The 25,680-nt window shown below is 72.0% G+C and carries 31 protein-coding genes and 1 pseudogene; 14 read left to right on the forward strand and 18 right to left on the reverse strand.

The window, feature by feature from the left end; translation table 11 throughout:
- Together cofC and ACQPY4_RS30865 are read left to right on the forward strand one after the other, a co-directional pair.
- Positions 1-591, forward strand: a complete 591-nt coding sequence (cofC, locus tag ACQPY4_RS30860) for a 2-phospho-L-lactate guanylyltransferase (RefSeq protein WP_433326802.1) — start codon at positions 1-3, stop codon at positions 589-591.
- A gap of 9 nt (positions 592-600) precedes the next feature.
- Positions 601-804, forward strand: a complete 204-nt coding sequence (locus ACQPY4_RS30865; RefSeq protein WP_433326804.1) for a hypothetical protein — start codon at positions 601-603, stop codon at positions 802-804.
- Positions 805-816: 12 nt separating this feature from the next.
- On the opposite strand, the gene ACQPY4_RS30870 is transcribed toward ACQPY4_RS30865, so the two are convergent.
- Positions 817-1,398, reverse strand: a complete 582-nt coding sequence (locus tag ACQPY4_RS30870; protein WP_433326806.1) for a CGNR zinc finger domain-containing protein — start codon at positions 1,396-1,398, stop codon at positions 817-819.
- A gap of 69 nt (positions 1,399-1,467) precedes the next feature.
- On the opposite strand from ACQPY4_RS30870, the gene ACQPY4_RS30875 reads away from it, so the two are divergent.
- Positions 1,468-2,046, forward strand: a complete 579-nt coding sequence (locus ACQPY4_RS30875) for a GNAT family N-acetyltransferase (protein WP_433326808.1) — start codon at positions 1,468-1,470, stop codon at positions 2,044-2,046.
- Positions 2,047-2,128: 82 nt separating this feature from the next.
- Here the strand turns inward: ACQPY4_RS30875 and ACQPY4_RS30880 are convergent, their stop codons facing one another.
- From ACQPY4_RS30880 to ACQPY4_RS30900, 5 genes are all read right to left on the reverse strand, one after another.
- The gene (locus ACQPY4_RS30880) at positions 2,129-2,923 is read right to left on the reverse strand and encodes a hypothetical protein (protein WP_433326810.1); all 795 of its coding nucleotides are present in this window, start codon (positions 2,921-2,923) and stop codon (positions 2,129-2,131) included.
- 218 nt (positions 2,924-3,141) lie between these two features.
- Positions 3,142-3,528, reverse strand: a complete 387-nt coding sequence (locus ACQPY4_RS30885; RefSeq protein ID WP_433326812.1) for a VOC family protein — start codon at positions 3,526-3,528, stop codon at positions 3,142-3,144.
- Positions 3,525-3,824: an ArsR/SmtB family transcription factor gene (locus ACQPY4_RS30890; RefSeq protein ID WP_433326814.1), complete on the reverse strand. Its 300-nt coding sequence runs from the start codon at positions 3,822-3,824 to the stop codon at positions 3,525-3,527. The genes ACQPY4_RS30885 and ACQPY4_RS30890 overlap by 4 nt, the downstream gene beginning before the upstream one ends.
- A gap of 37 nt (positions 3,825-3,861) precedes the next feature.
- Positions 3,862-4,701 (reverse strand): ABC transporter permease, encoded by an 840-nt coding sequence (locus ACQPY4_RS30895; RefSeq protein ID WP_433326816.1) that lies wholly within the window; start codon positions 4,699-4,701, stop codon positions 3,862-3,864.
- A complete protein-coding gene (locus tag ACQPY4_RS30900) occupies positions 4,698-5,696 on the reverse strand; it encodes an ATP-binding cassette domain-containing protein (protein ID WP_433326818.1) in 999 nt (332 codons plus the stop codon). Before ACQPY4_RS30900 ends, ACQPY4_RS30895 begins: the two co-directional genes overlap by 4 nt.
- 171 nt (positions 5,697-5,867) lie before the next feature.
- On the opposite strand from ACQPY4_RS30900, the gene ACQPY4_RS30905 reads away from it, so the two are divergent.
- Positions 5,868-6,731, forward strand: coding sequence for a sigma-70 family RNA polymerase sigma factor (locus tag ACQPY4_RS30905; RefSeq protein WP_433326820.1), 864 nt, complete (start codon positions 5,868-5,870; stop codon positions 6,729-6,731).
- A 59-nt stretch (positions 6,732-6,790) separates the two neighbouring features.
- On the opposite strand, the gene ACQPY4_RS30910 is transcribed toward ACQPY4_RS30905, so the two are convergent.
- The 4 genes from ACQPY4_RS30910 to leuC all read right to left on the reverse strand — a co-directional run bounded on the left by ACQPY4_RS30910 (position 6,791) and on the right by leuC (position 9,617).
- The gene (locus ACQPY4_RS30910) at positions 6,791-7,069 is read right to left on the reverse strand and encodes an HU family DNA-binding protein (RefSeq protein ID WP_433326822.1); all 279 of its coding nucleotides are present in this window, start codon (positions 7,067-7,069) and stop codon (positions 6,791-6,793) included.
- A gap of 158 nt (positions 7,070-7,227) precedes the next feature.
- Positions 7,228-7,461, reverse strand: a complete 234-nt coding sequence (locus ACQPY4_RS30915) for a hypothetical protein (RefSeq protein WP_433326824.1) — start codon at positions 7,459-7,461, stop codon at positions 7,228-7,230.
- Between the two features lie 79 nt (positions 7,462-7,540).
- Positions 7,541-8,128, reverse strand: a complete 588-nt coding sequence (gene leuD, locus ACQPY4_RS30920; protein ID WP_433326826.1) for a 3-isopropylmalate dehydratase small subunit — start codon at positions 8,126-8,128, stop codon at positions 7,541-7,543.
- Positions 8,129-8,141: 13 nt separating this feature from the next.
- Entirely contained in the window at positions 8,142-9,617 is a 1,476-nt protein-coding gene (gene leuC, locus ACQPY4_RS30925; RefSeq protein ID WP_433326828.1) for a 3-isopropylmalate dehydratase large subunit, read from the reverse strand.
- Between the two features lie 95 nt (positions 9,618-9,712).
- Here leuC and ACQPY4_RS30930 point away from each other — a divergent pair, with 95 nt between their 5' ends.
- The gene (locus ACQPY4_RS30930) at positions 9,713-10,432 is read left to right on the forward strand and encodes an IclR family transcriptional regulator (protein ID WP_433326830.1); all 720 of its coding nucleotides are present in this window, start codon (positions 9,713-9,715) and stop codon (positions 10,430-10,432) included.
- A gap of 55 nt (positions 10,433-10,487) precedes the next feature.
- On the forward strand, positions 10,488-12,845 hold the full coding sequence (locus ACQPY4_RS30935) for a glycoside hydrolase family 3 C-terminal domain-containing protein (RefSeq protein WP_433326832.1): 2,358 nt from the start codon (positions 10,488-10,490) through the stop codon (positions 12,843-12,845).
- Here the strand turns inward: ACQPY4_RS30935 and ACQPY4_RS30940 are convergent.
- Positions 12,827-13,068 (reverse strand): annotated as a pseudogene (locus ACQPY4_RS30940) (TlpA family (seleno)protein); the annotation flags it as partial. The gene ACQPY4_RS30935 and the pseudogene ACQPY4_RS30940 sit on opposite strands and share 19 nt — an antisense overlap.
- A 342-nt stretch (positions 13,069-13,410) precedes the next feature.
- Here ACQPY4_RS30940 and ACQPY4_RS30945 point away from each other — a divergent pair.
- The 8 genes from ACQPY4_RS30945 (at position 13,411) to ACQPY4_RS30980 (ending at position 19,457) form a co-directional block, all read left to right on the forward strand.
- Positions 13,411-14,040 (forward strand): MerR family transcriptional regulator, encoded by a 630-nt coding sequence (locus ACQPY4_RS30945; RefSeq protein WP_433326834.1) that lies wholly within the window; start codon positions 13,411-13,413, stop codon positions 14,038-14,040.
- A gap of 134 nt (positions 14,041-14,174) precedes the next feature.
- Complete coding sequence (locus ACQPY4_RS30950) at positions 14,175-14,555, forward strand: YidH family protein (protein WP_433326836.1); 381 nt, start codon at positions 14,175-14,177, stop codon at positions 14,553-14,555.
- The gene (locus ACQPY4_RS30955) at positions 14,552-14,860 is read left to right on the forward strand and encodes a DUF202 domain-containing protein (RefSeq protein ID WP_433326838.1); all 309 of its coding nucleotides are present in this window, start codon (positions 14,552-14,554) and stop codon (positions 14,858-14,860) included. The genes ACQPY4_RS30950 and ACQPY4_RS30955 overlap by 4 nt, the downstream gene beginning before the upstream one ends.
- Before the next feature lie 9 nt (positions 14,861-14,869).
- On the forward strand, positions 14,870-15,697 hold the full coding sequence (locus ACQPY4_RS30960) for an SAM hydrolase/SAM-dependent halogenase family protein (protein WP_433326840.1): 828 nt from the start codon (positions 14,870-14,872) through the stop codon (positions 15,695-15,697).
- Positions 15,694-16,098: an NUDIX hydrolase gene (locus ACQPY4_RS30965; protein WP_433326842.1), complete on the forward strand. Its 405-nt coding sequence runs from the start codon at positions 15,694-15,696 to the stop codon at positions 16,096-16,098. Before ACQPY4_RS30960 ends, ACQPY4_RS30965 begins: the two co-directional genes overlap by 4 nt.
- Positions 16,099-16,260: 162 nt before the next feature.
- A complete protein-coding gene (locus ACQPY4_RS30970) occupies positions 16,261-16,980 on the forward strand; it encodes an alternative oxidase (protein WP_433326844.1) in 720 nt (239 codons plus the stop codon).
- 121 nt (positions 16,981-17,101) lie between these two features.
- Positions 17,102-18,193, forward strand: coding sequence for a hypothetical protein (locus ACQPY4_RS30975; protein ID WP_433326846.1), 1,092 nt, complete (start codon positions 17,102-17,104; stop codon positions 18,191-18,193).
- Between the two features lie 115 nt (positions 18,194-18,308).
- Entirely contained in the window at positions 18,309-19,457 is a 1,149-nt protein-coding gene (locus tag ACQPY4_RS30980; RefSeq protein WP_433326848.1) for a hypothetical protein, read from the forward strand.
- A gap of 243 nt (positions 19,458-19,700) precedes the next feature.
- On the opposite strand, the gene ACQPY4_RS30985 is transcribed toward ACQPY4_RS30980, so the two are convergent.
- The 7 genes from ACQPY4_RS30985 to ACQPY4_RS31015 all read right to left on the reverse strand — a co-directional run bounded on the left by ACQPY4_RS30985 (position 19,701) and on the right by ACQPY4_RS31015 (position 25,676).
- On the reverse strand, positions 19,701-21,116 hold the full coding sequence (locus tag ACQPY4_RS30985) for an MFS transporter (protein WP_433326850.1): 1,416 nt from the start codon (positions 21,114-21,116) through the stop codon (positions 19,701-19,703).
- On the reverse strand, positions 21,113-21,787 hold the full coding sequence (locus ACQPY4_RS30990; RefSeq protein WP_433326852.1) for a TetR/AcrR family transcriptional regulator: 675 nt from the start codon (positions 21,785-21,787) through the stop codon (positions 21,113-21,115). Before ACQPY4_RS30990 ends, ACQPY4_RS30985 begins: the two co-directional genes overlap by 4 nt.
- Positions 21,784-22,443, reverse strand: coding sequence for an MOSC domain-containing protein (locus ACQPY4_RS30995; RefSeq protein ID WP_433326854.1), 660 nt, complete (start codon positions 22,441-22,443; stop codon positions 21,784-21,786). Before ACQPY4_RS30995 ends, ACQPY4_RS30990 begins: the two co-directional genes overlap by 4 nt.
- Before the next feature lie 160 nt (positions 22,444-22,603).
- Positions 22,604-23,296 (reverse strand): class I SAM-dependent methyltransferase, encoded by a 693-nt coding sequence (locus ACQPY4_RS31000; RefSeq protein ID WP_433326856.1) that lies wholly within the window; start codon positions 23,294-23,296, stop codon positions 22,604-22,606.
- 30 nt (positions 23,297-23,326) lie between these two features.
- Positions 23,327-24,016, reverse strand: a complete 690-nt coding sequence (locus ACQPY4_RS31005; RefSeq protein ID WP_433326858.1) for an SGNH/GDSL hydrolase family protein — start codon at positions 24,014-24,016, stop codon at positions 23,327-23,329.
- A complete protein-coding gene (locus ACQPY4_RS31010) occupies positions 24,013-24,285 on the reverse strand; it encodes a 4Fe-4S dicluster domain-containing protein (RefSeq protein WP_433326860.1) in 273 nt (90 codons plus the stop codon). Before ACQPY4_RS31010 ends, ACQPY4_RS31005 begins: the two co-directional genes overlap by 4 nt.
- Positions 24,282-25,676: an NAD(P)/FAD-dependent oxidoreductase gene (locus tag ACQPY4_RS31015; RefSeq protein WP_433326862.1), complete on the reverse strand. Its 1,395-nt coding sequence runs from the start codon at positions 25,674-25,676 to the stop codon at positions 24,282-24,284. Before ACQPY4_RS31015 ends, ACQPY4_RS31010 begins: the two co-directional genes overlap by 4 nt.
- Between the last annotated feature and the right edge of the window lie 4 nt (positions 25,677-25,680).

The following is a 25,680-nucleotide window of genomic DNA, read 5'->3' on the forward strand; positions in this document are numbered from 1 at the left end:
ATGTCCGCGTCCGCCGGCCCGCACCGCGAGGCCCTGGCGCTGGCGATCGCGGCCGACACCGTCGCCGCCGCCCTGCGCTGTGACCGCGTCCACGGTGTGACGGTCGTCACCGACGACCCGCTCCCGGCCGCCGAGCTGGCCGCTCTGGGCGCCCGGATCGTCCCTGACGAACCCGACGCGGGACTCAACCCGGCCCTGGTCCACGGCGCCGCCAAGACCCGCCAAGCCTCCCCGCGAGAAGGCGTGGGAGCCATCTCCGCCGACCTGCCGGCCCTGCGCCCCGAAGAGCTGGCCCGCGTCCTGGACGCCGCCGCCCAATCCCCCGAAGCCTTCGTCCCAGACGCCGCCGGAACCGGCACGACCCTCTACACGGCCCGTCCGGGCGTCCCCTTCTCCCCCGCCTTCGGCCGCGACTCCCGCACCGCCCACCGGGCCCGGGGCGCCCGAGAACTCCTGCTGGACGGGGTCGACAGCGTCCGCCACGACGTGGACACCCTCGACGACCTGCGGAAAGCCCTGATCCTGGGAACGGGCCCCCGCACCGCAGCGATAGCCGAACGAATCATGTCCCTGCCGGGCCCGCCCCGTTAAGCTGCGCCCATGCAGGCAACAGTCCGCACCTACGAGTCCGCCACCCGAACCGGGAGCGTCCTCCTGGACGACGGCACCGAACTCGCCTTCGACGCCGAGGCCTTCGACAAGGGCGGCCTCCGCATGCTCCGCTTCGGCCAACGAGTCAACCTGGCCATGCGGGACGACCGGATCTCGGTCATCACCCTCTCCACCTTTCCCCTGCCGAGCTAGGGCCGCCCTGGGCTACGGCCCGGCCCTGTCTCGCCGCCGGTTCCGATAGGCGCGGGCCTTGTGCAGGGAACCGCACGCCGCCATGGAGCACCAGCGTCCGGTACGGCTGCGGGAAACGTCGTAGAACAGCCACCCGCATTCGGGGTTGGCGCACGCTTTCAGCCTCGACCAGGTTCCCGCGCCGACCGCCTCGTGCACGGCCGCGACGACCTCGCCCGCGAAGGGGAGGTCTCCGCGCCGATGCGCCCGCAAGGTGGAGGACAGACCCTCCGCGTCATCCAGGTCCAGCCGGACGACGTGCGGCTGCGCGGCGGCGAGCCGGTTGAACTCGGCCACGGTCTCACGCCGTGGCGGCCGCCCCTCGGTGGTGGCGGCCACCAGGTCCCGGACGGTGGCGCGCAACCGGAGCAGTCCGTCGAACCGCCCGGCCGCAAGCGTCCGGCGGGGGGTCGACGGCCATCGATCCGCCAGCCACGCCCCGGCCCGTTCGGGATCGGCCAGTTCGTCGTGGCCGCCATACCGGTCCTCGGTGTTGACCAGGCTCCGGACGAGTTCGAGCCGCCCCGGAGCGGGGTGCGATGGATCGGTCGCCATGGATGCCTCCGCCTCGGCCTGGCCGTCACGCGTCACCGTCTATTGGCTGAAGATGGTAACATCGTCTGTATGGCGGAACTTCCCGAGATCACTTCCGCGGCCTTGACCAGGCACACGTGGGCCGACTTCGAGAAGGTCATGGGCGCGAACGGAGGCGCACGGGGCTGCTGGTGCATGCACTGGCGAATGTCCTTCGCGGAGTGGGAGAAGGGCAAAGGCGCCGGCAACCGCTCCCAGATGCGCCGACGCGCCCGCACCGATCCACCGCCGGGCCTGGTGTGCTACCTCGACGGCGAACCCGTCGGCTGGGTCGCCGTCGGCGAGCGCTCGGAGTACCCGCGCATGCGGCGCTCGGCGGTGACGCGCCCGGTCGACGACGTCCCCGCCTGGGTGATCAGCTGCCTGTACGTGTCCGCCCCGCACCGCCGAAGCGGCCTGCAAACCCCCATGATCAACGCGGCCTGCGACTTCGCGGCCGAACACGGGGCCCCTGCCGTCGACGCCTACCCCGTCGAACCGCAAAAGGGCAAGGCAGCCGGCGCCGACAACGCCATGACCGGCATCGCCTCCGCCTTCCGCGCCGCGGGCTTCACCGAACTCGCACGCCCCAAGCCCGACCGCCGCGCGATGCGCCGCGAACTCACCTGAAGCCACCGAGCGCCCCCGGAGACCGATCCCCGCGCGGCCAGGCGCCCCGAAGTACGCCAATTCCGCTAGATCCGATCGCTCATCACGTGGGCATCGGGAGGAAAGACCTGTCTCCCCCGGGTCCGCTCAGGCAGTAGGGAAAGCCCGTGGCGTCGGATTCGCAGTAGACCTGCGGTCGGCCCTCGCGTCGCCCTTCGTAGAGCGGATTGTCGGCCGCGAGCCGCAGGAAGGGATCACCGTCCGCGGTGCAGTCGCCAAAATCGGTATTGACGGGAAAACCAAGGACGGTCGGCTGCGGGCAGTTGTAGAGCTGCACCTCTTGGACGAACTGGAGCCAGTACCTGGTGACCTGACGCGGAGGGCGGTTACCGTAGTACTCGGTACATTGGGCCGTCCAAAGTCGATTACGTGAACGGGTGCGTTCCATGACGACATTGGGAATGACCCGCTCACCTCCCTCGTAGTCGATCTGGTAGGGCGGGCCCCACCGTCCACTGCCGCGTCCATGGTCGGACTCGATCGGCCCGACGGCTTGCTGCCGCCTTTGACAATCCACCCGAGTGGGCTCACCAGCGGCTCGTCCACCGGTGGCCCGTCCAGAGCCGTCATCGGGCCGCCAACCGTTCACGTCCGTCGACGCGGGCCGGATCGCCGTCTGAGAATCACAGCCCGTCCCCCGGAAGAGGTCACACACAGCGCTCTCCACCTCGCCGCCGGCCACGTTCCGCACCCCGCTCGCCAGCACCGCGACCAAGGCCACCGACACCACGCCGACAGTCGCGGCGTATTGCATCGCGGTGGCACCCCGGTCACCATCATGAATTACATTGAACACTCCATTCACCTCCGCCGAGTAGGCGTGATCCTTGGGGATCATTCGAGAGACTCACTCCAAAGTAACCCGACTCCAAATATCCACCCAGGGCCGCAGGCCCCAAGAAGAGGACCCATCACGGCACGAATAACTAGGCCCAGAGACCCACTTCGAGCACCAGAAGCAAGGTCATAATTTTTCGGGCCCACGAAAGACCAACAAAAAGCCCAATAAGAGCCGCCGAAACCAACCCCACGCCATTTTGACCTTGGCCGCGTGGGTTAGGCCTGGTGGGCGATCTGGATCAGGTTGCCGCAGGTGTCGTCGAGCACGGCGGTGGTGACCGGTCCCATGTCCGCGGGTTCCTGCGTGAAGCGCACGCCGAGCGCGCGCAGCCGCTCGAACTCCGCCTGGACGTCGTCGACGGCGAACGAGGTGTACGGGATGCCGTCGGCGACCAGGGCCTCCTTGAACGGCTTGGCCGCGGGATGCCCGTCCGGCTCCAGCACGAGCTCGGTCCCGTCCGGGTCCTGCGGCGACACCACGGTGATCCACCGATCGGCACCCACGGGCACGTTGTGCTTCTCGCGGAAGCCGAGAACCTCGGTGTAGAACCGCAGCGCCTTCTCCTGGTCGTCCACGAGCACGCTGGCCAGGTTGATCCTCACGACGTCCCCTCCCGCCGGCTCCCACCGGCTTTCCCGAGCCACCGCTCGACGATCGGTTCGAGCGGCGCGGTGTTGATGTAGTGGAACTTGTACCGGCCTTCGCGCCTGGTCTCGACGAGCCCCGCGCCCTCGAGCACGTCCAGGTGCTGTGAGACACCCTGCCGCGACAGCCCGAGCCCGTGCCTGCCCCCCAGCCGCGCGCAGATCTCGAAGAGCGTCTGCCCATCGCGCTCGGTCAGCTCGTCCAGAATCGTCCGGCGCGTCGGGTCGGCCAGGGCCTTGAACACGTCCCCCATATCTCGAACCATAGGCAAGTTCCCGCTTGCCTGTCAATCAGGTCCCGCGGCGGTAGAGGGCGATGGCCAGGGGGGCGAAGAGTGCGACGATTCCGGCCGACCAGAGCAGGGAGAGGGTGACCCAGTACGTCGTAGTGTGGGCGAGGCCCGCCAGCGCCGGGTCGCCCAGCGCGAGCGAACGCACCGCGTTGCACATGACGGTGACGGGCTGGTGCTCGGCCATCACCCGCATCCAGCCGGGCATGGTGCCGACGGGCACGTAGGCGCTCGATATGAAGATCAGGGGGTAGGCCACCGTCGAGATGCCCTGGGCGCTCTGCGCGTTCCCGGCCACCAGGCCCACGCAGATGAACATCCAGATGAAGGCGAAGCCGCAGACAACGCACAGCGCGTAGGCGGCCAGCGCCTCGGCGACGCTGCCGTGCAGCCTGAAGCCCACCGCGAACCCGATCGCGGCGGTGATGGCGACCGACCAGGCGACGATGACCGACTCGCCCAGCGCGCGGCCGCTCAGCAGCGCGATATGGGGTACCGGCAGCGAGCGCAGCCGGTCGTAGAACCCGTGTTCGCCGTCTTCGGCCACCCCGACCGCGGTGCCGGGGGCGGCGATGAGCACGCTGGTCATGACCATGCCGGGGATGAGGAAGTCGACGTAGGGGACCCGGCCGAAGTCGATGGCCCCGCCGAAGATGTAGCGGAAGAGCACGACGAAGATCGTTCCCGATGCGAGGCTCATCACCAGGAGCTGCGGCGAGCGCAGGTACTTGCGCAGCAGGCGCGTGGCCACCTCCATGGCGGTCGTGTACATGCTCGCGGTCCGGACGGGTGCCGCGAGGGGCTGGGTCCTGGTGGTGGTCGCGATTCCCATGTCCGTCATCGGTTCTCCTTGGCGGCGGGGCTCAAGGCCGCACCGGTCTCGCCTTCGGGGGTTCGGGCCGGGGCCCCGGTCAGGGTGAGGAAGACCTCGTCCAGCGTCGGGCGGCGAAAGCCGATGTCGTCGACCTCGGCGTCCAGCCCGCCGAGCGCCTGCGTCGCGGACGCGATCGCGGACCGTCCACCGGCGACCGGGACGCTGACCCGGTTGGTGCCCGCGTCGACGCGCGGCGGACCCGAACCGATCGACCCCAGTGCCCGTGCCAGGCTCGGCAGGTCGGCGGAACGGTGCGCGTGGACCTCGATCATGTCCTGCCCGGCGAGGGCCTTGAGCTCGGCCGGGGTGCCGTCGGCGATGACCCGCCCGTGGTCGATGATCGCCACCTGGCCGGCGAGCTGGTCGGCCTCGTCCAGGTACTGGGTGGTGAGCAGCACGTCGGTGCCCAGGGCCACCAGGTCGCGGATCGAATCCCACAGGCCGTTGCGGCTGCGCGGGTCCAGCCCGGTGGTCGGCTCGTCCAGCAGCAGCAGGCGAGGCGCGCCCACGAGGCTGGCACCCAGGTCGAGCCGCCGCCGCAGTCCCCCGGAGTAGGTCTTGACCTGGCGGTCGGCGACGTCCCGCAGCCCGAGCCGGTCCAGCACCCCGTCGGTGTTCGCGGCCGCCTGCCGCCGCGAGTGCCCGAACAGCCGCGCCACCATCCGCAGGTTCTCCCGTCCCGTCATGGTCGGCTCGACGGCGGCGTACTGCCCGGCCAGGCCGATGACCCGCCGCACCCGCTCGGGGTGGCGGGCGACGTCGATGCCCGCCACGCGCAGGCTCCCCGCGTTCGGGCGGATCAGCGTGGCGACGGACCGGACGAACGTCGTCTTCCCCGCGCCGTTGGGACCCAGCACGGCGGTGACCTGCCCGCCGTAGGCCACCAGATCGAGCCCGGCCAGCGCCTCGACCTTGCCGAAGCGCCTCACCAGCCCTTCGGCTTCAATGATCGGCTCTGTCAACCTTCACACCCTCCATCAGTGGCTTCCCAGGCACCACGCGGACGAGGCCGGCGAGGTGCGTCACGGCCATGACGGAGCGCGGCCGAGGAAGGTAACGGCCTTCGCGCGTTGTTACCTCGACCGCGTCTGCTTCGTCATTGCTGTAACGGGACGCTGCCGAGGAAGGCGACGATGGACGAAAATGACTGGCTGGCTGAGGGGTTCGAGGCCCACCGGCCGCAACTGCGGGCGGTGGCCTACCGGCTGCTCGGCTCCATCCCGGAGGCCGACGACGCCGTGCAGGAGGCCTGGCTGCGGCTGAACCGCTCGGCCGGCGACCGAGTGCAGAACCTCGGCGGCTGGCTGACCACGGTCGTCGGCCGCATCTGCCTGGACATGCTGCGCTCCCGGACGGCACGGCGCGAGGACCCCCTCGACGGCCCGGTCGGCATCGCGGCCGCCGGTTACGATCCGGAGCAGGAGGCCCTGCAGGCCGACGCGGTCGGCCTCGCGCTCCTGGTGGTGCTGGAGACGCTCACTCCCGCCGAGCGGCTCGCGTTCGTCCTGCATGACGTCTTCGCCGTGCCGTTCCGCGAGGTCGCCGCCGTGCTGGGACGCAGCCCGGCCGCCGCGAAGATGCTCGCCAGCCGTGCGCGCCGCAGGGTCCAGGCGGCCGGCGCGGCGCCCGACACCGATCAGGCCCGGCGGAACACGCTCGTGCGGGCGTTCCTGGCCGCCTCCCGCGAGGGCGACTTCGACGCGCTGATCGCCCTCCTCGAACCCGACGTCGTCCTGCGCGCGGACGACAACGCGACGCGGGCCGGGGCACCTGGGGAGCTCCTCGGGGCGAAGGCCGTGGCCGGGCAGTTCTGCGGACGGGCCCAGGCCGCTCGACCGGCCCTCGTCGACGGCGCCGCCGGAGCCGTCTGGGCGCCGCGCGGCAGGCCGCGCGTCGTGTTCGACTTCACCGTCGCCGACGGCAGGATCACCGCGATCGACCTGATCGCCGACCCGGAGGAGCTGCGGCACCTCGACCTGGAGATCCCCACCGGCTGAACGGGCTCGGGAAGGCAAGAGCGCCCGCCCCTTTGGCAGGGCGGGCGCTCTTGGAATTGCTACTTCTTGCCGGCCACCAGGTTCTTGAAGTCGGCGCCCGCCTTGAACTTCGGCACGGACGTCGCGGGAACGTTGATGGTCTTGCCCGTTGCGGGGTTACGGGCCGTACGGGCAGGCCGGTCGGCCTTCTCGAACGAACCGAACCCCGTGATCGCGACCTTGTCGCCCTTGGCGACAGCAGTCTGGATCGTCTCCAGGATCGCGTCGACGGCCTCGGCTGCGGCCTTCTTGCTGCCCAGCCGGTCAGAGATGGCGTCGACCAGCTCACGCTTGTTCATGGGTTACTCCTCTAGTTCCCCCCTTGCCCGAACGAAACTAAGGGACCCTTAGGGCCGACACAATCACCTGCACGCAAGAGTTCCCGTGTCGCAGTCGATTTTGTCGGTTGTACCCCCGTCTCGCCCGGGCGCCGGACCGGATCCGGCCACCCTGCACGCTAGCGGGGACCCGCCGTCCCATGGAAATCGGCCAGGAACGCGTCCAGCCTGCGGGCGGCCAGTCCGGCGTCGCGTTTGGCCAGGTCGGTGATCGCCAGCAGGTGCCTGATGAGGCGGCGGCGGGGCTCGGGTGGGAGCGGCGCCACCAGGCGGTGGGCGTCGCGCAGTTGTCGTGCGAGCCGGGTGAGCTCCGGGTCGTCCCACTCGGGTCCGGTCCACGGGGCCGTGCTCACGAGGATCCCTCCAGCGTTCGAGCGTGTCTCCACACGGCGATTGTCCTCTGTGCGGAGACGCGCTCGTCGCTCGGGGCCCTCAGACCGTGGTCGGGAGCCAGGCCGGGCGGGCCTGTTCGAAGGCTGTGACGTCCTCGGCGTGGCGGAGGGTCAGGCCGATGTCGTCCAGGCCCTCCAGGAGGCGCCAGCGGGTGTAGTCGTCGATGTCGAAGGGGACGGTGAGGTCTCCCGAGCGGACCTCGCGGGCCTGGAGGTCCACGGTGATCTCGCTGGTGGGGTCCTGTTCGGCCCGGGTTTGGAGCGTCTCCACGGCCTCGGGCGGCAGGACGACCGGGAGCAGGCCCATCTTGGTGGAGTTGTTGCGGAAGATGTCGCCGAAGCGCGGGGCGATGACGGCTCGGAAGCCGTACTGCTGGAGGGCCCAGACGGCGTGCTCGCGGGACGATCCCGTGCCGAAGTCGGGTCCGGCGACCAGGATGCTGGCACCGTCGTATTCGGGACGGTTGAGCACGAAGGCCGGGTCCTCGCGCCAGGCGGAGAACAGCCCCTTGTCGAAGCCGGTGCGGCTGACCTGCTTGAGCCAGACGGCGGGGATGATCTGGTCGGTGTCGACATTGCTGCGGCGCAGCGGGACGGCCCGGCCGGTGTGGGTGGTGAAGGCTTCCATGGATTCCGGCTCCTTACAGGTCGATTCGGCTCTGAGGGGACGACCCCTCAGACTCCCCGGCAAAGGCTTCGCCGACATTCCTCGCTTCGCCGCGGATGTCGGCGGGCGCGGCCAGGTGGCCGGTGACGGCGGTGGCGGCGGCGACGGCGGGCGAGACCAGGTGGGTGCGGCCGCCGGGGCCCTGGCGGCCCTCGAAGTTGCGGTTGGACGTCGAGGCGCTGCGCTCGCCCGGAGTGAGCTTGTCGGGGTTCATGGCCAGGCACATGGAGCAGCCCGCCTCGCGCCATTCGGCGCCCGCGGCGGAGATGACGGCGTCCAGGCCCTCCTCTTCGGCCTGCTTCTTGACCTTCATGGAGCCGGGGACGACCAGCATCCGGACGCCCTCGGCGACGCGGCGGCCCGACAGGACGTCCGCGACGGCGCGCAGGTCCTCGATGCGGCCGTTGGTGCAGGAGCCGACGAAGACGGTGTCGACCTCGATCTCGCGCAGGGGCGTGCCCGCGGTGAGGCCCATGTAGTCCAGCGCGCGCTCGGCGGACTGGCGGGCGGCCGGGTCGGTGAAGGAGGCGGGGTCGGGGACCGAGTCGCCCAGGGGCAGGCCCTGGCCGGGGTTGGTGCCCCAGGTGACGAACGGGGTCAGCTCGGCGGCGTCGATCACGACCTCGGTGTCGAAGACGGCGTCGTCGTCGGTGCGCAGGGACTCCCAGTACTCGACGGCGCGGTCCCAGTCGGCGCCCTGGGGCGCGTGGGGACGGCCCTTGAGGTAGGCGAACGTCGTCTCGTCCGGGGCGATCATGCCCGCGCGGGCTCCGGCCTCGATGGACATGTTGCAGACGGTCATCCGCCCCTCCATCGACAGGGACCGGACGGCCTCGCCCCGGTACTCGATGATGTGGCCCTGGCCGCCGCCGGTGCCGATCCGCGCGATGATCGCCAGGATCAGGTCCTTGGCGGTGACGCCCTCGGGCAGGGCGCCCTCGACGGTGACGGCCATGGTCTTGGGACGGATCTGCGGGAGGGTCTGGGTGGCCAGGACGTGCTCGACCTCGCTGGTGCCGATGCCGAAGGCCAGGGCGCCGAAGGCGCCGTGGGTGGAGGTGTGCGAGTCGCCGCAGACCACGGTCATGCCCGGCTGGGTCAGGCCCAGCTGGGGGCCGATGACGTGGACGATGCCCTGCCCGGCGTCACCCATGGGGTGCAGCCGGATGCCGAACTCCGCGCAGTTCTTGCGGAGGGTCTCGACCTGGGTGCGCGACACCGGGTCGGCGATCGGGGCGAGCAGGTCGGTCGTGGGGACGTTGTGGTCTTCGGTGGCGATCGTCAGCTCGGGGCGCCTGACCTTGCGCCCGGCCAGGCGGAGCCCGTCGAACGCCTGCGGGCTGGTCACCTCGTGCACCAGGTGAAGATCGATGTAGAGCAGGTCGGGTTCGCCCTCGGCACCTCGTACGACGTGCGCGTCGTACACCTTCTCGGCCAGTGTGCGGCCCATCGCTCCCACCCATCTGTCGTCTGGACGCAACGGTGCGCCCGTTCGGAATCGGACCTCGACTTGCATCTCAAATTACGAGACGGCAATATCAAGACATGGACAACTCTAGCGGAGTCGGCGTACTTGACAAAGCGGTTCTCGTGCTGAACGCCCTGGAAGCCGGGCCGGCCTCGCTGGCGCAGCTCGTCCAGACCACCGGACTGGCGCGTCCGACCGCCCACCGGCTGGCCGTCGCGCTGGAGCACCACCGGCTCGTCCACCGCGATCTCCAGGGCCGGTTCATCCTCGGGCCGCGCCTGGCGGAGCTGGCGGTGGCGGCGGGCGAAGACCGGCTGCTGGCCATCGCGCAGCCCGTCCTGGCGCAGCTGCGCGACCTGACGGGCGAGAGCGCCTCGCTGTTCCGGCGCCAGGGCGACGTGCGGGTCTGCGTGGCCTCGGCCGAGCGCACGAGCGGGCTGCGCGACACCATCCCGGTCGGCGCGGCGCTGCCGATGACGGCGGGTTCGGCGGCCCAGGTGCTGCTGGCGTGGGAGGAGCCCGAACGCCTCCACCGGGGGCTGCGCGGGGCCAAGTTCGAGGCCGCGACGCTCGCCTCGGTGCGCCGCAGGGGCTGGGCGCAGAGCGTGGGCGAGCGCGAGCAGGGCGTGGGCTCGGTCTCCGCGCCGATCCGGGGCGCGGGCGGACGCGTGATCGCCGCCGTCTCGGTGTCGGGGCCGCTGGAGCGGCTGACCCGCTCCCCCGGACGCCTGCACGCCGGTCCGGTCGCGGCCGCCGCCGAGAAGATCTCCGACTCGATGCGCCGGTCCAACCACTAACGGGTAACAACCCCTCGGAGCGTTCGACCGCCGAGTCCGTTTTGGAGGCCCGCCCGTGACGACCGTCGACGAGGCCGATCTGCGCCGCCGCCTGGCGCGGCTGACGCTGGAGCAGAAGGTCCGGCTGCTGACCGGGGCGGACTTCTGGACGCTGCACCCCGTCCAGGAAGTGGGCCTGCGCCGGATCGTGATGTCGGACGGCCCCAGCGGCGTCCGGGGCACGGCCTGGGACGAGCGCGAGCCCGGCCTGCTGTTCCCCAACCCCACGGCCCTGGCCGCCACGTGGGACGTCGACCTGGCCGAACGGGTCGGACGGCTGAACGGCGCGCAGGCACGGGACAAGGGCGTCCACGTGCAGCTCGCCCCGACGATCAACCTGCACCGCACTCCCCTCGGCGGGCGGCACTTCGAGAACTACTCCGAGGACCCGCTGCTGGTCGCGCGGATCGCGACGGCCTTCGTGACCGGGCTCCAGTCCACGGGGGTCGCGGCGGCGGTCAAGCACTTCGTGGGCAACGACTCCGAGACCGCGCGCATGTCCTACGACGCGCGGATCGACGGCCGCACCCTGGACGAGCTGTACCTGCGCCCCTTCCGCGCCACCGTCGAGGCGGGCGCGTGGATGGTGATGGCCGCCTACAACCAGGTCAACGGGGCGCCCATGACCGAGAACGGGCCGCTGCTGATCGACCTGCTCAAGGGCGCGTGGGGCTTCGACGGCGTCGTGGTGTCGGACTGGACGGCCGTGCGCTCCACCGAGGCCGCCGCCAACGGCGGCACCGACCTGGAGATGCCCGGCACCCGGCACAGCCGGTGGGGCGACCGGCTGGCCGAGGCGGTCCGCGCGGGACGGGTGGCCGAGGAGCTGGTCGACGACAAGGTGCTGCGCGTGCTGCGGCTGGCCGCCCGCGTCGGGGCGCTGGAGGGGTATCCGGGGCCGCCCCCGGTGGCCACGCCGCCCGACGCGCGTCTCCAGCTGCGCGGCCTGGCCGCCCGCGCCTGCGTCCTGCTGCGCAACGAGGGCGGGGTGCTGCCGCTGAACTCGCCCCGGACGCTGGCGCTGATCGGGCCGAACGCGGTCCGGTTCGGGTTCCAGGGCGGCGGGAGCGCGCACGTCAACCCGACCCACACCGTGACGCCCGAGGAGGGGCTGCGCCGGGTGATGGGCGAGGCCACCCGGATCGAGGTCCGGACCGGCGTCCGGTCCCATGAGCGGCTGGCGCCGCTGCCGCTCGCCCTGGCCACCGACCCCGAGAGCGGCGAGCCGGGCTTCCGCCTGGAGTTCCTCGACGCGGGCGGCGCGGTGCTCGACTCCCAGCACCGGCTCGCCGCGCACTACGTCCTGCTGGGAAGTACCCCGGAGGGCACGGCGGAGATCGTGGCGCGGGCCGGGATCGCCCCGGAGCGCGACGGCGTCCACACGTTCTCGATCGACGGCTCCGGCCACTACGAGTTCCGCGTGGGCGACACCCGGACGGCCGTCGACCACGCGTTCGCGGGCGTCGACGCGGTCGAGACGCTGACGCGCCCGCCCGAGCACCGCGTGGAGGTGGAGCTGAGGATCGGGGAGGCCGTCCCCGTCGAGGTCCGGCATCCCTACCGGCCCGGTTCGTTCGAGGCCGCCGTGTTCTGGATCGGCTACCAAGCGCCCGTCCTGCCCGAGGACGAGGAGCTGGCGGCCGCGGTCGAGGCGGCCCGCGAGGCCGAGGTCGCCGTCGTCGTGGTCGGGACGACCGACGAGGTCGAGAGCGAGGGCTTCGACCGCACCACGCTGGCCCTGCCCGGCCGCCAGGACGAGCTGGTCTCGGCCGTCGCGGCCGTGAACCCGCGCACGGTCGTGGTGGTGAACGCGGGCGCCCCGGTGCTGATGCCCTGGCGGGACGAGGTCGCCGCGGTCCTGTGGGCCTGGCTGCCGGGCCAGGAGGGCGGCGAGGCGATCGCCGAGGTCCTCGCGGGCGCGGCCGAGCCGGGCGGGCGGCTGCCGACCACGTTCCCCGCCACCGAGACCGGGGTGCTGTCGCCGCTGCCCGCCGAGGACGGCACGCTGGAGTACTCCGAGGGCACCGCGATCGGGTACCGGCACTACGACCCGGCGGACGTGGCCTACCCGTTCGGGCACGGCCTGGGCTACACCACCTGGGAGTACGTCGCGATGAGCGTCCCGGGCGACGACAAGGCCGAGGTCGTCGTCCGCAACGCGGGCGAGCGTCCCGGCCGCGAGGTCGTCCAGGTCTATGCCGAGGACAACGGGGAGCCGCCGCACCTGGTGGGCTTCGCCGTGGTCGAGGCGCCCCCGGGCGACACCGTCACCGCCCACGTGCCGCTGGACGGCCCCGCACCGGGACGGCGCCTGCGGGCGGGCCGCTCCCTGCACGATCTCCGCCTGGCCACCGGTCAGGGCAACGGACGGTAGAGGGCGACGCCGTCGCGCTCCATCTCGTCGCGGAGGGCGAAGCAGGCGTCGCCGAAGGGGTCCTCTCCCAGGAGGGGCATCAGGCCCCGGCGGATCGCCACGTCGTGCGGCGCCAGCGCGGCGGCCGCGTCCAGATGGCGGCGGGCGGCTCCAGATGGCGGCGGGCGGCGGCGTCCTTGCCCGCGCGGACCAGCCGGACGGCGAGGCGGGCATGGGCGCGAGCCACGGTGACGGCGATCAGCCGCTCGTCGGCGTCCAGGACGGCGGTCCCGCCGGTCAGCTCGACGAAGGCGGCCACGTCGACGCGGTCGCCGGTCTCGGCGCGGGCCGCGTGGACGGCGGGAACGCAGGCGTCGCCCCGGCACCAGCCGTGCGGCTCGCGCTTCCAGCCCAGCAGGGGACGGTCGATCGGCGCGAGCAGGCGCCCCTTCGCGTCCAGGGTCGCGTCCAGCCCGTAGGCGCGCCCGGCCTCGACGACGGTGAACACGGCGCCTCCTCCACTCCTTGGATAGTGACACTATCCAACCATTGGATAGCGCTAATATCCAGTGGTGGAGGTGGGGAGATGCAGATCTCCGAGCTCAGCGACCGCAGCGGCCTGACGGTGCAGACGATCAAGTTCTACATCCGCGAGAACCTGCTTCCCAAGGGCACGTCCGCCGGGGCCACCCGCGCCGACTACGACCAGAGCCATCTGGAGCGCCTGCGGCTCATCCGCGCGCTGCGCGAGGTCGGCGACCTGCCCGTGGCCGCCATCAAGAAGATCCTCGCCTCGGTCGAGGACCCGGACGTCGGCCTGCACGAGCTGTTCGGCACCACCCAGTACGCGATCGGCCCGCACGTCACCCCGCCCGACGACCCGCACTGGCGCGCCGCGCGCGAGGACGTCGACGCCCTGGTGGGCGAGCTCGGCTGGCACGTCTCCGAGCACGCCCCCGCCCGCGACCTGCTGGCGCAGACCTTCGTGGCGCTGCGCCGCCTGGGCTTCCCGATCACGCTCACCGACCTGCGCCCGTACGTGTCGGCGGCCACGGAGGTGGCCGAGCACGAGATCGGACGCGTCGGAGGCGACGCCCCGCGCGCCCGGACCGTCCACTCCATGCTCGTTTCCACGGTCCTTTACGAGCAGGTGCTCACGGCCCTGCACAGGCTCGCCCAGGAAAACGCGTCCGCGCGCCGTTTCGGCACCGACTAGGACTCCGACCTGCACGGACACCAATTCAGGCATGGCAAGTCGGAATTCTGCATTCGGCGCCGGATTCGGCGACAAAACACGCGTCACGTACCATAGGGGCCGCCCCCGAAACGAAGGCGTGAAGTGATTTCCGAATGAGCGCGACCGACCCACCGGGCGGACGGTGGACCGACCGGCTGCTGGCCGAGGGCAGCGACCCCGACCCCCGCTTCAGCCTCGCCAACGAGCGCACGTTCCTGGCCTGGATCCGCACCGCGCTGGCGGTGATCGCCGCGGGTGTGGGCGTCGCCCTGGCCGGCGACCTGATCGCCGCGCCGCTGCGGCACGGGCTGGCGGGCGCGATGGCCGGGACGGGCGCGCTGATCGCCGCGATGGCGTTCCGGCGCTGGCTGCGCACCGAGCGGGCGCTGCGCCGCGACGAGACCCTGCCGCCGCCCGCGCTCGCGCCCGTGATGGCCTACGGGCTGGCGCTGGGCGCCGTCGTCCTGCTCGTGGTCGTGCTGGTCACGCCGTGACCCTCTGGGACCCCGGCGCGCAGCACGAGCGCACCAGCCTGGCCTGGTCCAGGACGACGCTCGCCCTCATCGGGGCGGGGCTGGCGTGCGTCCGGCTGGCGCCCTCGGCCGCGGCCTCGGCGCTGGGCGTCGCCGCCGTCTGCTGCGCCGCCGCCCTCCAGTTCCGGCGCGCGCACCGCCAGCACGGGCGGCGCGCCGGGAGGCTCGCCCGCGGCGAGCCGGTGGCCGACCCCGGCTCGGTCCTGCTCACCGCGTGCGTCACCGTCCTGCTGGGCGTGGCCGGGCTGGCCGTCGCGCTGGGGTAGGACGGCACCATGAGCGACCGCCCGTTCGTCAGCCTGACCACCGACTTCGGCACCGCCTACACCGCGATCTGCGCCGGGGTCGTCCACCGCCTCGCCCCGGAGGCGACCGTGCTGGTGCTGGACGACGACGTGACCCCGTACGCGGTCGTCGAGGGCGCCCTCCTGCTGCGGCAGGGCCTCCTCTACCTCCCGGTCGGCGTGCACGTCGGCGTCGTCGACCCGGGTGTGGGCACCGCGCGCCGTCCCGTGGCGATCGCGACCGGGCGCGGCGACGTCCTGGTCGGCCCCGACAACGGTCTGCTGATCCCCGCCGCCGACGAACTGGGCGGCGTCACCCGGGCGCACGTCCTGGAGGACCCCGCCTACCGGCTGCCCAACGTGTCCACCTCCTTCCACGGGCGCGACATCTTCTCCCCCGCCGCCGCCCATCTGGCCCGGGGCCTGGACGTCGCCGCGCTCGGCCCGTCCGCCGAGCCCGAGACGCTGGTGCGGCTCCCCCTCCCCGACCCGGTGGTGAGCGCCGGACGGCTCGACGCCCCCGTCCTGTACGCCGACCGCTTCGGCAGCCTGATCCTCGCCGCGGACCGCGACGATCTCGTCACGGCGCTCGGCACGCTCCAGTACGGTGATCCGCTGGAGCTGGGCTGGACGGACGCCGACGGCGCGCCCCGGACCGAACGGCTCGCCTTCGCCGCGACCTACGGCGGGGTCGCCGAGGGCGGCGCGCTGGTCTGGGTCGACTCCTCGGGCCTGCTGGGGGTCGCGGTCAACCAGGGGTCGGCCGTCGCCAGGTTCGGCCGTCCCGCGTCCTTCGTTTTTCGGACTGGGGTCACATGAGCGGGCAGGAACTCGACGTCGTCGCGTGGATCCAGGTGGTGGACGGGCGGATGCTGGCCGTCCGGGCCCGCGGCCGCGACCGGCTGTACCTCCCCGGAGGCAAGCGCGAGACCGGCGAGGACGACTGGACGGCGCTCTCGCGCGAGGTACGCGAGGAGCTGGGGGTCGAACTCGACCCGGCCACCTTCCGCGAGCTCGGCGTCATCCGCGCCGACGCCCACGACCAGCCCGCGTACTCCCGCGTGCGCATGGCCTGCTTCACCGCGTCCTACCAGGGGAGCATGAGCGCGACGGGCGAGGTCGACGAGTTCCGCTACGTCGGGCGCTCCGACCACGACCTTCTCGCCCCGGCCGCGGGCGCGGCCCTCGATCTGGCCGTCGCGCACGGCCTCGTCCCGTGATCCCCTAGGGGAATCCCTTACGCCCCGCGACGCATCCGGCGGCACCCCGACGCCCTCTCCAGACGTAGATCAGGTGCCTCTTCCCAGCCGATGCCCCGGCCCGTGCCGCACGCGCAGGATCGGTACCAGCTCGACCGACCGCGACGACGAACGGGAACCGACATGACCACCGCCACCCTCCCCCACCCCCAGACCGCGACCCACGCCGGACCGCCCAAGCTCTCGCCCTGGGAGCTGCGCGCCGCCCAGATCGAGACCTTGGACACCCCGCGCCTGCGCTACAGCCTGATGGCGCGGATGCTCTTCAAACAGATGGACCTGGTGTACGGCCGCCGCCGGACGCTGGTGAAGTTCACCATGCTGGAGTTCATCGCCCGCGTCCCCTACCAGGCGTGGGAACGAGTGGGCTACCACTCGCTCTCCCGCCACCGCACCCGCTCCGACCTGGCCAAGCGGATCCACGACCGGATCGTCGAGACCCGCGAGGAGCAGGACAACGAGCAGTGGCACCTGCTGATCCTCCAGGACCTCGTCCAGCGCGAGGGGCACAAGCAGTCGTTCCTGCTGCACCGGCTCGCACCCTGGATCGTGGCGTTCTTCTACTACCACGTGTCCTGGCTGTTGTTCCTGGTCAAACCCGAATGGAGCTACCGGCTCAACGCCGACTTCGAGGACCACGCCGAGCACGAGTACATGAGCTTCGTGGCCGAGAACCCGGAGTTCGACCGGACGCCCGCGCCCCGCACTTACGCCGAGGAGTACGGCGCCTACGACACCGTCGGCGACCTGCTGCGCCAGATCGGGCACGACGAGCGCGTCCACAAGCTCGACAGCCTGGTGAACCTGAAGGCCCCGCGCTTCCAGGACGCCCCCGACCAGTGACGCGCCACCCCGCGACTTTGGTCGGGACGGCACGGCCGATCGGCCGATGAACGCCGACGGGCGCGCGACGAGACTCTCCACCGGGCGGCACCACCGGTAACACCAGGCGAGGAGATCTCCGATGACACCCGTTCCGATCGATCGCCGGACCCTGATCGCGGCGACGGCGGCCATGGCGGCCGTCGCCGCGGCGGGCTGCGCGTCCCCGTCGGACGCGGTCCGCGCCGCGGCGGCCGAGCGGCGCCGCCCCGGTGCCCTGGCCCACAAGGGCGTGAACTACGACACCGAACGCGAGACGTGGAAACTCTCCTACGTCCGCCGCGACATCAAGGCCATCCGCCGCGACCTGCACTGCAACGCGATCCTCCTGCTCGGCTCGGACGTGCGCCGCCTGATGGAGGCGGCCCGGCTCGCGGCCGGCGAGGGCCTCTACGTGTGGATCGAGGCGCGGCAGTTCGAGCAGACCCCCGAGCGGACGCTGGAGTTCCTCACCGAGATCGGCCGCGCCGCCGAGAAGCTGCGCCGCCGCCACCCGAAGGTCGGGATCTCCGTGGGCTGCGAACTCACGATCTTCATGCAGGGCCTCGTCCCGGGCGCCGACTGGATGGAGCGCGGGGCGAACCTGAGCAAGCCCATCTCCAACGGCTACAACGAGCGCCTCAACGCCTTCCTGCCCAAGGCCGTCAAGACCACCCGCGAGGTCTTCGGCGGGAAGCTGACCTACAGCTCGGGCGAATGGGAGAAGGTCGTCTGGACCGACTTCGACATCGTCGGCGTCGACCTCTACCGGGACGCCAAGAACGAGGCGACCTACGTCCGGCAGGTGCGCGAGTTGCACAGCCACGGCAAGCCCGTCTTCATCACCGAGTTCGGGTGCTGTACCTACAAGGGCGCGGAGAAGCGCGGCGGCGAGGGCTTCATGGGCGTCATCGACGAGGACCCGCCGCCCCCGCGCGTCAAGCCCGGCTTCGTGCGCGACGAGCGCGTCCAGGCCGAGCACATCGGCGAGCTGCTCGACATCTACGAGGCCGAGGGCGTGTCCGGCGCGTTCGTCTACAACTTCAGCAGCCCCGACACCCCGCACACCGACGACCCGCTGTACGACCAGGACATCGCCAGCCACTGCATCGTCAAGGTCCGCTCCGACTACGCCCGCACCGGGCGCTGGGAGCCCAAGCTGGCCTTCCACACCCTGGCCAGGCGTTACGCCTGACGTGTTCGCCCGGTCACGGATCGGTGTCGACCGCCGACCCGCCGACCGGGAAGCGCGCCCCGGAGGCCGCCCGCTGGTTACATCGGTCACCGACCATCGGGGGAGGTGGCCACCAGTGACCACATGGGCAAAGCTGGGAAAGGCGGGCGCCGTCACCGCGCTAGCGCTGCTGCTCACCGGGGCCCCGGCCGCGCACGCGCGCCCGGGCTGCCCCGGGCTCAGGGGGACGGCGTCGCCGGTGTTCGACCCGGCCGCGTTCTGCCGCCACCTGCGCTCGGAGTTCACCGCGAACCGTCCCGACCTGCGCCGCGCGTTCCGCCCGCCCGCACGCCGCCAGAAGCAGGCGAAACCCCAGCGGCCGAAACTGAAGGCACCCAAGAAGGCGGCACCGCGCAAGGCACCTCGCAAGAGCGTCCTAAAACCCGGCCCGCGCATCACCGTCACCGCCACACCGCGGAGGCCCGCGCCCACACCCTCGTGGAGCCCGCCACCCGCCCGAGCCGCGGCACCGAGACCGGACGCCTCGGTGCCGCCCGGGACGATCCCGGCCACGGTCGCGGTCGGGCTGCTGCTGATCGCTTTCGTGGTGAACCAGCGGATGCGGCGTCCCGCCCCCGCGCTCCCCCGGGCCACAGCGGTCGTGCCGCGTCCCCGCGCCGCGACGGTCGCGCCGACCGCGGCCTCGGCGGCGTTCGACCTGGCCCGCTCCGGCGGCCTCGGCGTCATCGGCCCCGGGACGGGCGGCTTCCTGCGCGCCGTCCTGGTCGAACTGGTCACCGGCGACGACCCGGACGCGACCGTGGTGCTGTCCAGAGACGAACTCCGCCGCCTGTTCGACGACAAAGCCGACGAGGCCCTGATCAAGTCCCTCGGGCCGCGCCTCCAGGTATGCGAACGCCTCACTGACGCGGCACGCCACCTGGAACTCGAAATGCTCATGGACGAGGCCCAGCGCGCCAACCCCGACCTGAGCCCCGCACGCGGCACCGGCCTGCCCACCGCGTACTGGATCAGCGCGCCGGGCCCGGACGGCGACGCGGTGCTCCCGGTGCTCAGACAGGGCGCGGCCCACCGGCTCTCCGGCCTGGTGTTCGGCGAATGGCCGCACGGCCGCACCTGCACCGTCGACGAGTCCGGCACGATCACCCTCGTCCACGACCCCTACGGCACCCGCGAAGCCGACCTGAAGGTCCCGTCCTTCACCCAGCACCAGGCCCTCACCCACCTACGCGCCCACGCCACGGCCGACCACACTCAACGCTGAAACCCCAGCCCCGCGCGCGATTGCGTCAATGAGCGGGAAGCGAGCCGAAGGCGAAGCTTCCCGGCGAGATCGCGAAGCGATGCAGCAATCGCAAAATCGTGGTCACGTAGCGAGCCGCTAGGCGAGCGAAGTGGGCCAGGATTTCAATCAACACAGCGAGCCGCCAGGCGAGCGCAGCGGGCCGGGATTTCAAAAAAAGAGGCCCCGGCGCCACGGGGGTGCGCCGGGGCCTGGAGCGGGGTCTCAGCCCTCCTTGGGCGGGGAGGGGTCGGGGAGCACGACGGCCACCAGGGCGGACAGGATCGCCACGGCCGCGCAGGCCAGGTAGACGTCGTGGTAGGCGCCGATCGTCCCGGCGCCGCCGCCGGAGGCCATCAGCGCGGCGGTGGCCGCGATGCCCAGGGCGCCGCCGAGCTGGCGGGCCGTCATGTTCATGCCGACACCGGCGGCGAACCGCAGCGGCGGCAGCGCGGTGGCGGCGGCCGCGGACAGGCCGGTCACGCCGAGGCCGAGCCCGGCGCCGCCGAGGAGGCTCGCGGGCACCCAGGCGTCCCAGAACCGGGGTTCGGTGCCGAACAGGTCGGAGGTCATCATCGCGTTGCAGGCGGCGAACAGCAGCGCGCCGAGCGCGATCACCCAGCGGTGCCGGGTGGCGTCGCTCACCCGTCCGGCCGCCATCGAGGCGGCCATGGACGCCACCGCGCCGATGGTCAGCGCTCCGGCGCTTTCCATGATGCTCCACTGCCAGACCTTGGTGGTGAGCAGCGGCCCGGTCAGCAGCCAGGCGAACATGGCGGTGCCGAAGACCAGCGCGGCCAGGTTGGTGACCGCGAAGCGTCGGCTCTTCCACAGGGCGGTCTCGATCGCCGGGGCCCGGTGTCCGCGCGAGCGCAGCAGCGCGACCAGGCCGAGCAGCAGCCCGCCACCCAGCAGGGCGAGCGTGCGGACGCTGCCCCAGCCCCAGCGCTCGCCCTCGGTGAGCCCGGCGACGACGGCCGCGATGCCGGTCACCAGCACCAGGCTGCCCAGCAGGTCGGGCAGCCTGCTGCCCTCCGGCGGCCGGTGCGCGGGCAGCACCGCCAGCGAGCCCAGGATCAGGACGAGCCCGATCGGCCCGTTGATCCAGAAGACCGAGCGCCAGCCGGACGCGTCGACCAGCACGCCGCCCACGATCGGGCCGACCACCGAGGAGAAGCCGCCGACGGCCGCCCAGACGCCGATCGACTTGATCAGCCGCTCGAACGGGATGTTGGAGATGATCAGCGCCAGCGCGGCGGGGATCATTCCGGCGGCGAAGGCGCCCTGGGCCAGGCGTCCGGCGATGAGCACCTCGGGGCCGGGCGCGGCGCCGCACACCAGCGAGGCCAGCGTGAAACCGACGAGCGAGCCCACGAACACCCCGCGGCGGCCGAGGGTGTCGGCCAGGCGTCCCGCCGGGGTCAGGAAGGCGGCGAACGTGACCGCGTAGCCGCTGACCACCCAGGTGAGCGTGGCGGTGCGGGTGCCGGGGAAGTCGGCCAGCAGGTCGGGGAAGGCGATGTTCACGACCGCGAGGTCGAGGAAGGCCATGAACGTCGCGCCCGAGCAGAGCGCCAGCACCAGTCCGGGGCTGACCTCTTTCTGGGGGTTCGAGGTCGCGGGCTCGGTTTCCGTCGTCACCGGGGGGCCTCCTTTCCGGCGCGTGGGGGGACGGCGGCCGGGGGCTGCTCGATGAGGCCGGGGTCGGTGGCGATGCCGCGCAGGCGCGAGCGGATCGCCGTCCGGGCCTTGTCGTAGGAGGCGGCGTCGTCGAGCAGGAGCGCGGCGGAGTTGGCGGCGGCGGCGAAGGCGTCGAGCTCGAAGGCGAGCTGGCCGGGCCCGACCCCCTTGTCGAGCTCGCCCAGCTGCTGGGCGTCGCGGATGGTCTGGGCGTTCAGGCCGAGCCATTCGCGGCGGGCCTCGGCCAGGGCGTCGCGCACGCGTCCGGGACGCGCGTCGAACTCGGCGCCGACCGAGTAGAAGAAGCAGCCACCCGGGAAGATGCGGCGCTCGGAGTAGGAGATCCACCCCTCGACCAGCGCCACCAGGCGGCGGGCGCCGGGCGGGTGGGCGAAGGCGGGCTGGACGATCCGCTCGGCGAAGACGTCCTTGGCGGCGCGGATCACGGCGAGCTGGAGCTCCTCCTTGGAGCCGAAGTGGGCGAAGACGCCGCTCTTGCTCACCTCGAGCTCGGTGGCCAGGCGACCGATCGACAGGCCGTCCAGGCCCTCGACCGAGGCGATGTCCATGGCGCGCGCGAGGATGCGGCGCCGGGTGTGGTCGCCGCGCACCAGGCGCCCGTCGGTGGTCACCGGTACACCGCCCGCGCCAGCCTGCCCTGGACGCTGAGCCGCCACTGCTCGGCCAGCGCGGGGGTGTCGACCATCTCGCGCAGGCCGCCGGGGTCGTCGTCCCGCGCGTAGGAGGCGCTGAACAGCTCGTGGACGGTCGGCGCGGAGCGGTCGCGCGAGAGCAGGCGCAGCACGCCTTCGACGGGGACGAACCCGGGCTGCAGGACGCGCAGGTACCAGCCCGTGCGGCCGCTCTCGATCATGTGCCGGGTGATCTCCTTGCGCCCCGTGTGCGCCGCGAGCTTGGAGCAGGGGCTTCTGGGCTGGGAGACCTGCACCCGGGCCTCGCCCCACTCCCAGACGTCGCCGATGCGGACGTCGTGTTCGTCCTGCCCGGTGACGGGCGCGTTCTCGCCGACCCCGCCGGGGGCGAGGTCGTAGCCCAGCGACCGCCAGTAGTCGTAGTTGCCGGACGGGTACATGTAGACGGCCTTGTCGGGACCGCCGTGGGACACCATGTCGGCCTGCCGGTCGCCGTCCAGCCGCGTCCAGCCCAGGTGGGCCTCGGTGGCGGCGACCCGCCGCTTGGCGATGGCGCTGAGCACCCCGCGCCCGGCACCGGGCAGCGGCGAGGGGGTCCCGGTGAAGAGACCCTCGACGGTCAGCAAGACGTCCACGGCGGAAACTGTACGCACGATCGTTTTATTAAGTCAATGGCGTCAGGGCGCGTAGTAAGCGGATTGCGCACGATCGGTCAACTAGTTGAACCCAAAACCGTCACGGGTCCGGAAAGAAGACGGGGCCCGGCGGTTCTCCGCCGGGCCCCGTCCTCCCTGATCAGGCGCGATCCTTCTCCAGTTCGAAGTAGAGGATCGCGCCCGATCTGTGGACGCGGACGGTTCGGAGCCCCGCATCCCCGAACCAGCGCAGGACGCCGTCGACGGGTGTCACCACGTCGAGGATCCGCATCCGCACCCACAGGTCGATGAACCGGTCCGGCAGGAAGGCCGCGCCGCGCACGACCACGCTCCCCCTGACCGTCCCGCCCGGCCGCAGCACCCGGGCCCATTCCCGCACCGCCGCCCCCGGATCGGGCAGGCAATGCAGGCCGCTGTAGGAGACCACCACGTCGAACTCCCCGTCCCCGAACGGCAGCCGAGTGGCATCGGCCTCCTCGTACTCGACATAGTCGAGGCCGAGCCCGGACGCCTCGGCTCGCGCGCGGTCCAGCATGAGGGCGGAGATGTCGCACGCGACGTAGCGCAGGTTCCGTCCCGGGCGCAGCGCCCGCAGCACGACACCGCCGCCCGACGGGACGTCGAGGATCGCCGAGCCGTCGGCCGCCTCCGCGACCGCGTCCATGTGCCGGTACATGCGCCGGTTGTCGGTGGCGAAGACCAGCGCGCCGTAGACCAGGGCCACGGGACGGCTCTTCACCCCGCGATCCCACATCGCGGCGAGCCGCCGGTTGGTCCGCCAGTTCTCACTGACCGCCGACGTCGCCCCACTCCGGTCACCCGCACTCACCACGACGCCCTCCCGCTCATGCCGTCCGGCCGTTCACTCGGAGGCCAGGCGTTCGCCCAGTCGGCGGATTGTCTGGGCGCCCAGGAGGGCGTGGCCGCGCATGGAGGAATGCATCATGTCGGAGCTGAACATGTCCCGGCTGGCGCAGCCGGGGTGCTCCCACATGTCCACCAGGAGCGCGCCGTGTCGTGTCGAGACCGCGCGGATCCGTTCGTTGAGCGCCTCCAGCTGCGGTCGCAGCGCCGCGATCTCCGGGATGGCCAGCGTGATGTCCATCAGGCCGTAGGTGACGACGTCGGCGCCGGTCGCGCGCAGCGGTCCGACGATCCCGTCGAGCTCGGCCTCGACCGCGGCCGGGTCGAAGCCGGGACGGAACATGTCGTTGCCGCCGCACACCACGGCGACCAGGTCGGGCTCGAACTCCATCGCGGCGCCGAGCTGCCGTTCGCGCACCTCGGACGCGATCAGGTCGCGCAGGCCGAGGTTGAGGTAGGCCAGCTCGGGTTCGCGGCGCGCGAGGGCCTCTCGGGTCCGGTCCGCCCACGGCAGGCTGCGGTAGCCGGGCGAGTCCTCGCCCAGGCCCTCGGCCAGGCTGTCGCCGAGCACCGCGAACCGGCGCCAGGGCGCGGCGGCCAGCAGCTTGTCGGCCTCCGCGGGTGAAAGGTAGAACTCGTCGGCCTCCTCCCGGCCGTAGTCGCCGGGGGTGGGGGTGGGCTCGGTCATGGGGTCCCTTTCTCGGTGAAGTAGGCGGCGTTGACGTCGAGCGAGGTCACCCACTCCGGGGGAAGGTCCTCCTCCGGCAGGCACGCGTCCACGGGACACGCCTGGGCGCAGGAGTGGCAGTCGATGCATTCCAGCGGGTCGATGTAGAGCTGCGGGCTCCGGTCGAAGCCGGGCTCGCCCGGCGCGGGGTGAATGCAGTCGACGGGGCAGACCAGGACGCACGACCCGTCCTTCACTCCCACGCAGGGCTGCGCGATGACGTAGGTCATGCCCGGACCGGCTCCTCCGCGCCGCTGCGGCGCCGCAGGCCGAGCCGGGGCTCGAACGTCAGGTAGACCCCGCCGACGGCGTCCGCTTCCGAGGTGGGCATGGTCGCCATCGCCTCGTTCTCGCCCGCCAGGGCCTGCCCCGACTGGCGGAGCCGCGCCGCGACGGCGTCCAGGGCGCTGTCCTTGGCGTCCTCGACGTCCTCCACACCGGACACCACGTACAGGAACGACTCGTACAGCCTCAGCATGTGCCGCTCCCGTCGGGTCAGCTTCCGCGCCTCGAAGAACTGGGACTCGCGGCTGAAGCTCCGGTAGAAGAACGACACAAGGATGAGCAGACGCTCGTACGCCTGTCGATACGCCTGGGAGTAGAACGCCAGCGCCTCGCGCTCATCGAACTCCGCACGCAGGACGCTGCCGACGCTGGCCCCCGCGAGCATCCCGCTGAACGTGGCCAGGTGGACGCCGGTCGACAGCAGCGGGTCCAGGAAGCAGGCCGCGTCGCCCGCCATGACGAAGCCCGGCCCGGCGAAGCGCTCGCAAACGTAGGAGTAGTCCTGCTCGGCCCGCAGGTCCGCGACCCGCTCGGCGCCCGCCAGCATCCCGGCGATGCGGGGGCAGCGGGCGATGGCGTCGGCGTAGACGCCCTCCGGCCCGCCGAGCCGCTCGCGGGCCTCGGCGAAACGGTCGGCCTTGGCGACCAGGCCGACGCTCCAGGTGCCGTCGTGCAGCGGGATGGCCCAGAACCAGCCGTCGGGGATCGAGGCCACGACGATCGCGCCCTCGGGCCCCTTGCCTGGCGGCGTGACGTTGCGCCAGTAGCTCCAGGTCGCGATGTTCTTGAAGACCTCGTTGTAGCGGCGGTTGCGCAGGTACTTGGTGGCCATCACCCCGGCGCGGCCGGAGCAGTCGACCAGGAAGTCGAACCCGATCGTGCCGCCGTCGTCCCGGTCGGCCGTCCTGGACCACCGCGCCGCGACGGGACGCTCGCCCTCGAACGTCAGCTCGCGGACCCCGATGCCCTCGTGGACGTCCACGCCCTGCGTCCTGGCGTGGTCGAGCAGCAGCTGGTCGAACTCCGAGCGGATGACCTGGAAGCTGTACCCGTCCGGTCCCGCGAGGTGGTCGAAGTCGAGATCCCAGTTCTCCGGGCCCCACTCGAAGTAGGCGCCGCCCTTGCGGACGAACCCGTGCCGCTCGACCTTCTCCCGGACGCCCAGCACGTCCAGGACGGGGAGCGCGGACGGCAGGATCGACTCGCCGATGTGGTAGCGCGGGAACGTGGCCGCCTCCAGCAGCGTGACCTGGAAGCCCTGCCGGGCGATCAGGGTGGCGGCCGTCGAGCCGGCCGGGCCTCCCCCGATGACCAGCACCCGGGTGGAACTGCGCATCTGC

The sequence above is a fragment of the Spirillospora sp. CA-294931 genome (genome assembly GCF_050946795.1).
GTDB lineage: Bacteria > Actinomycetota > Actinomycetes > Streptosporangiales > Streptosporangiaceae > Spirillospora.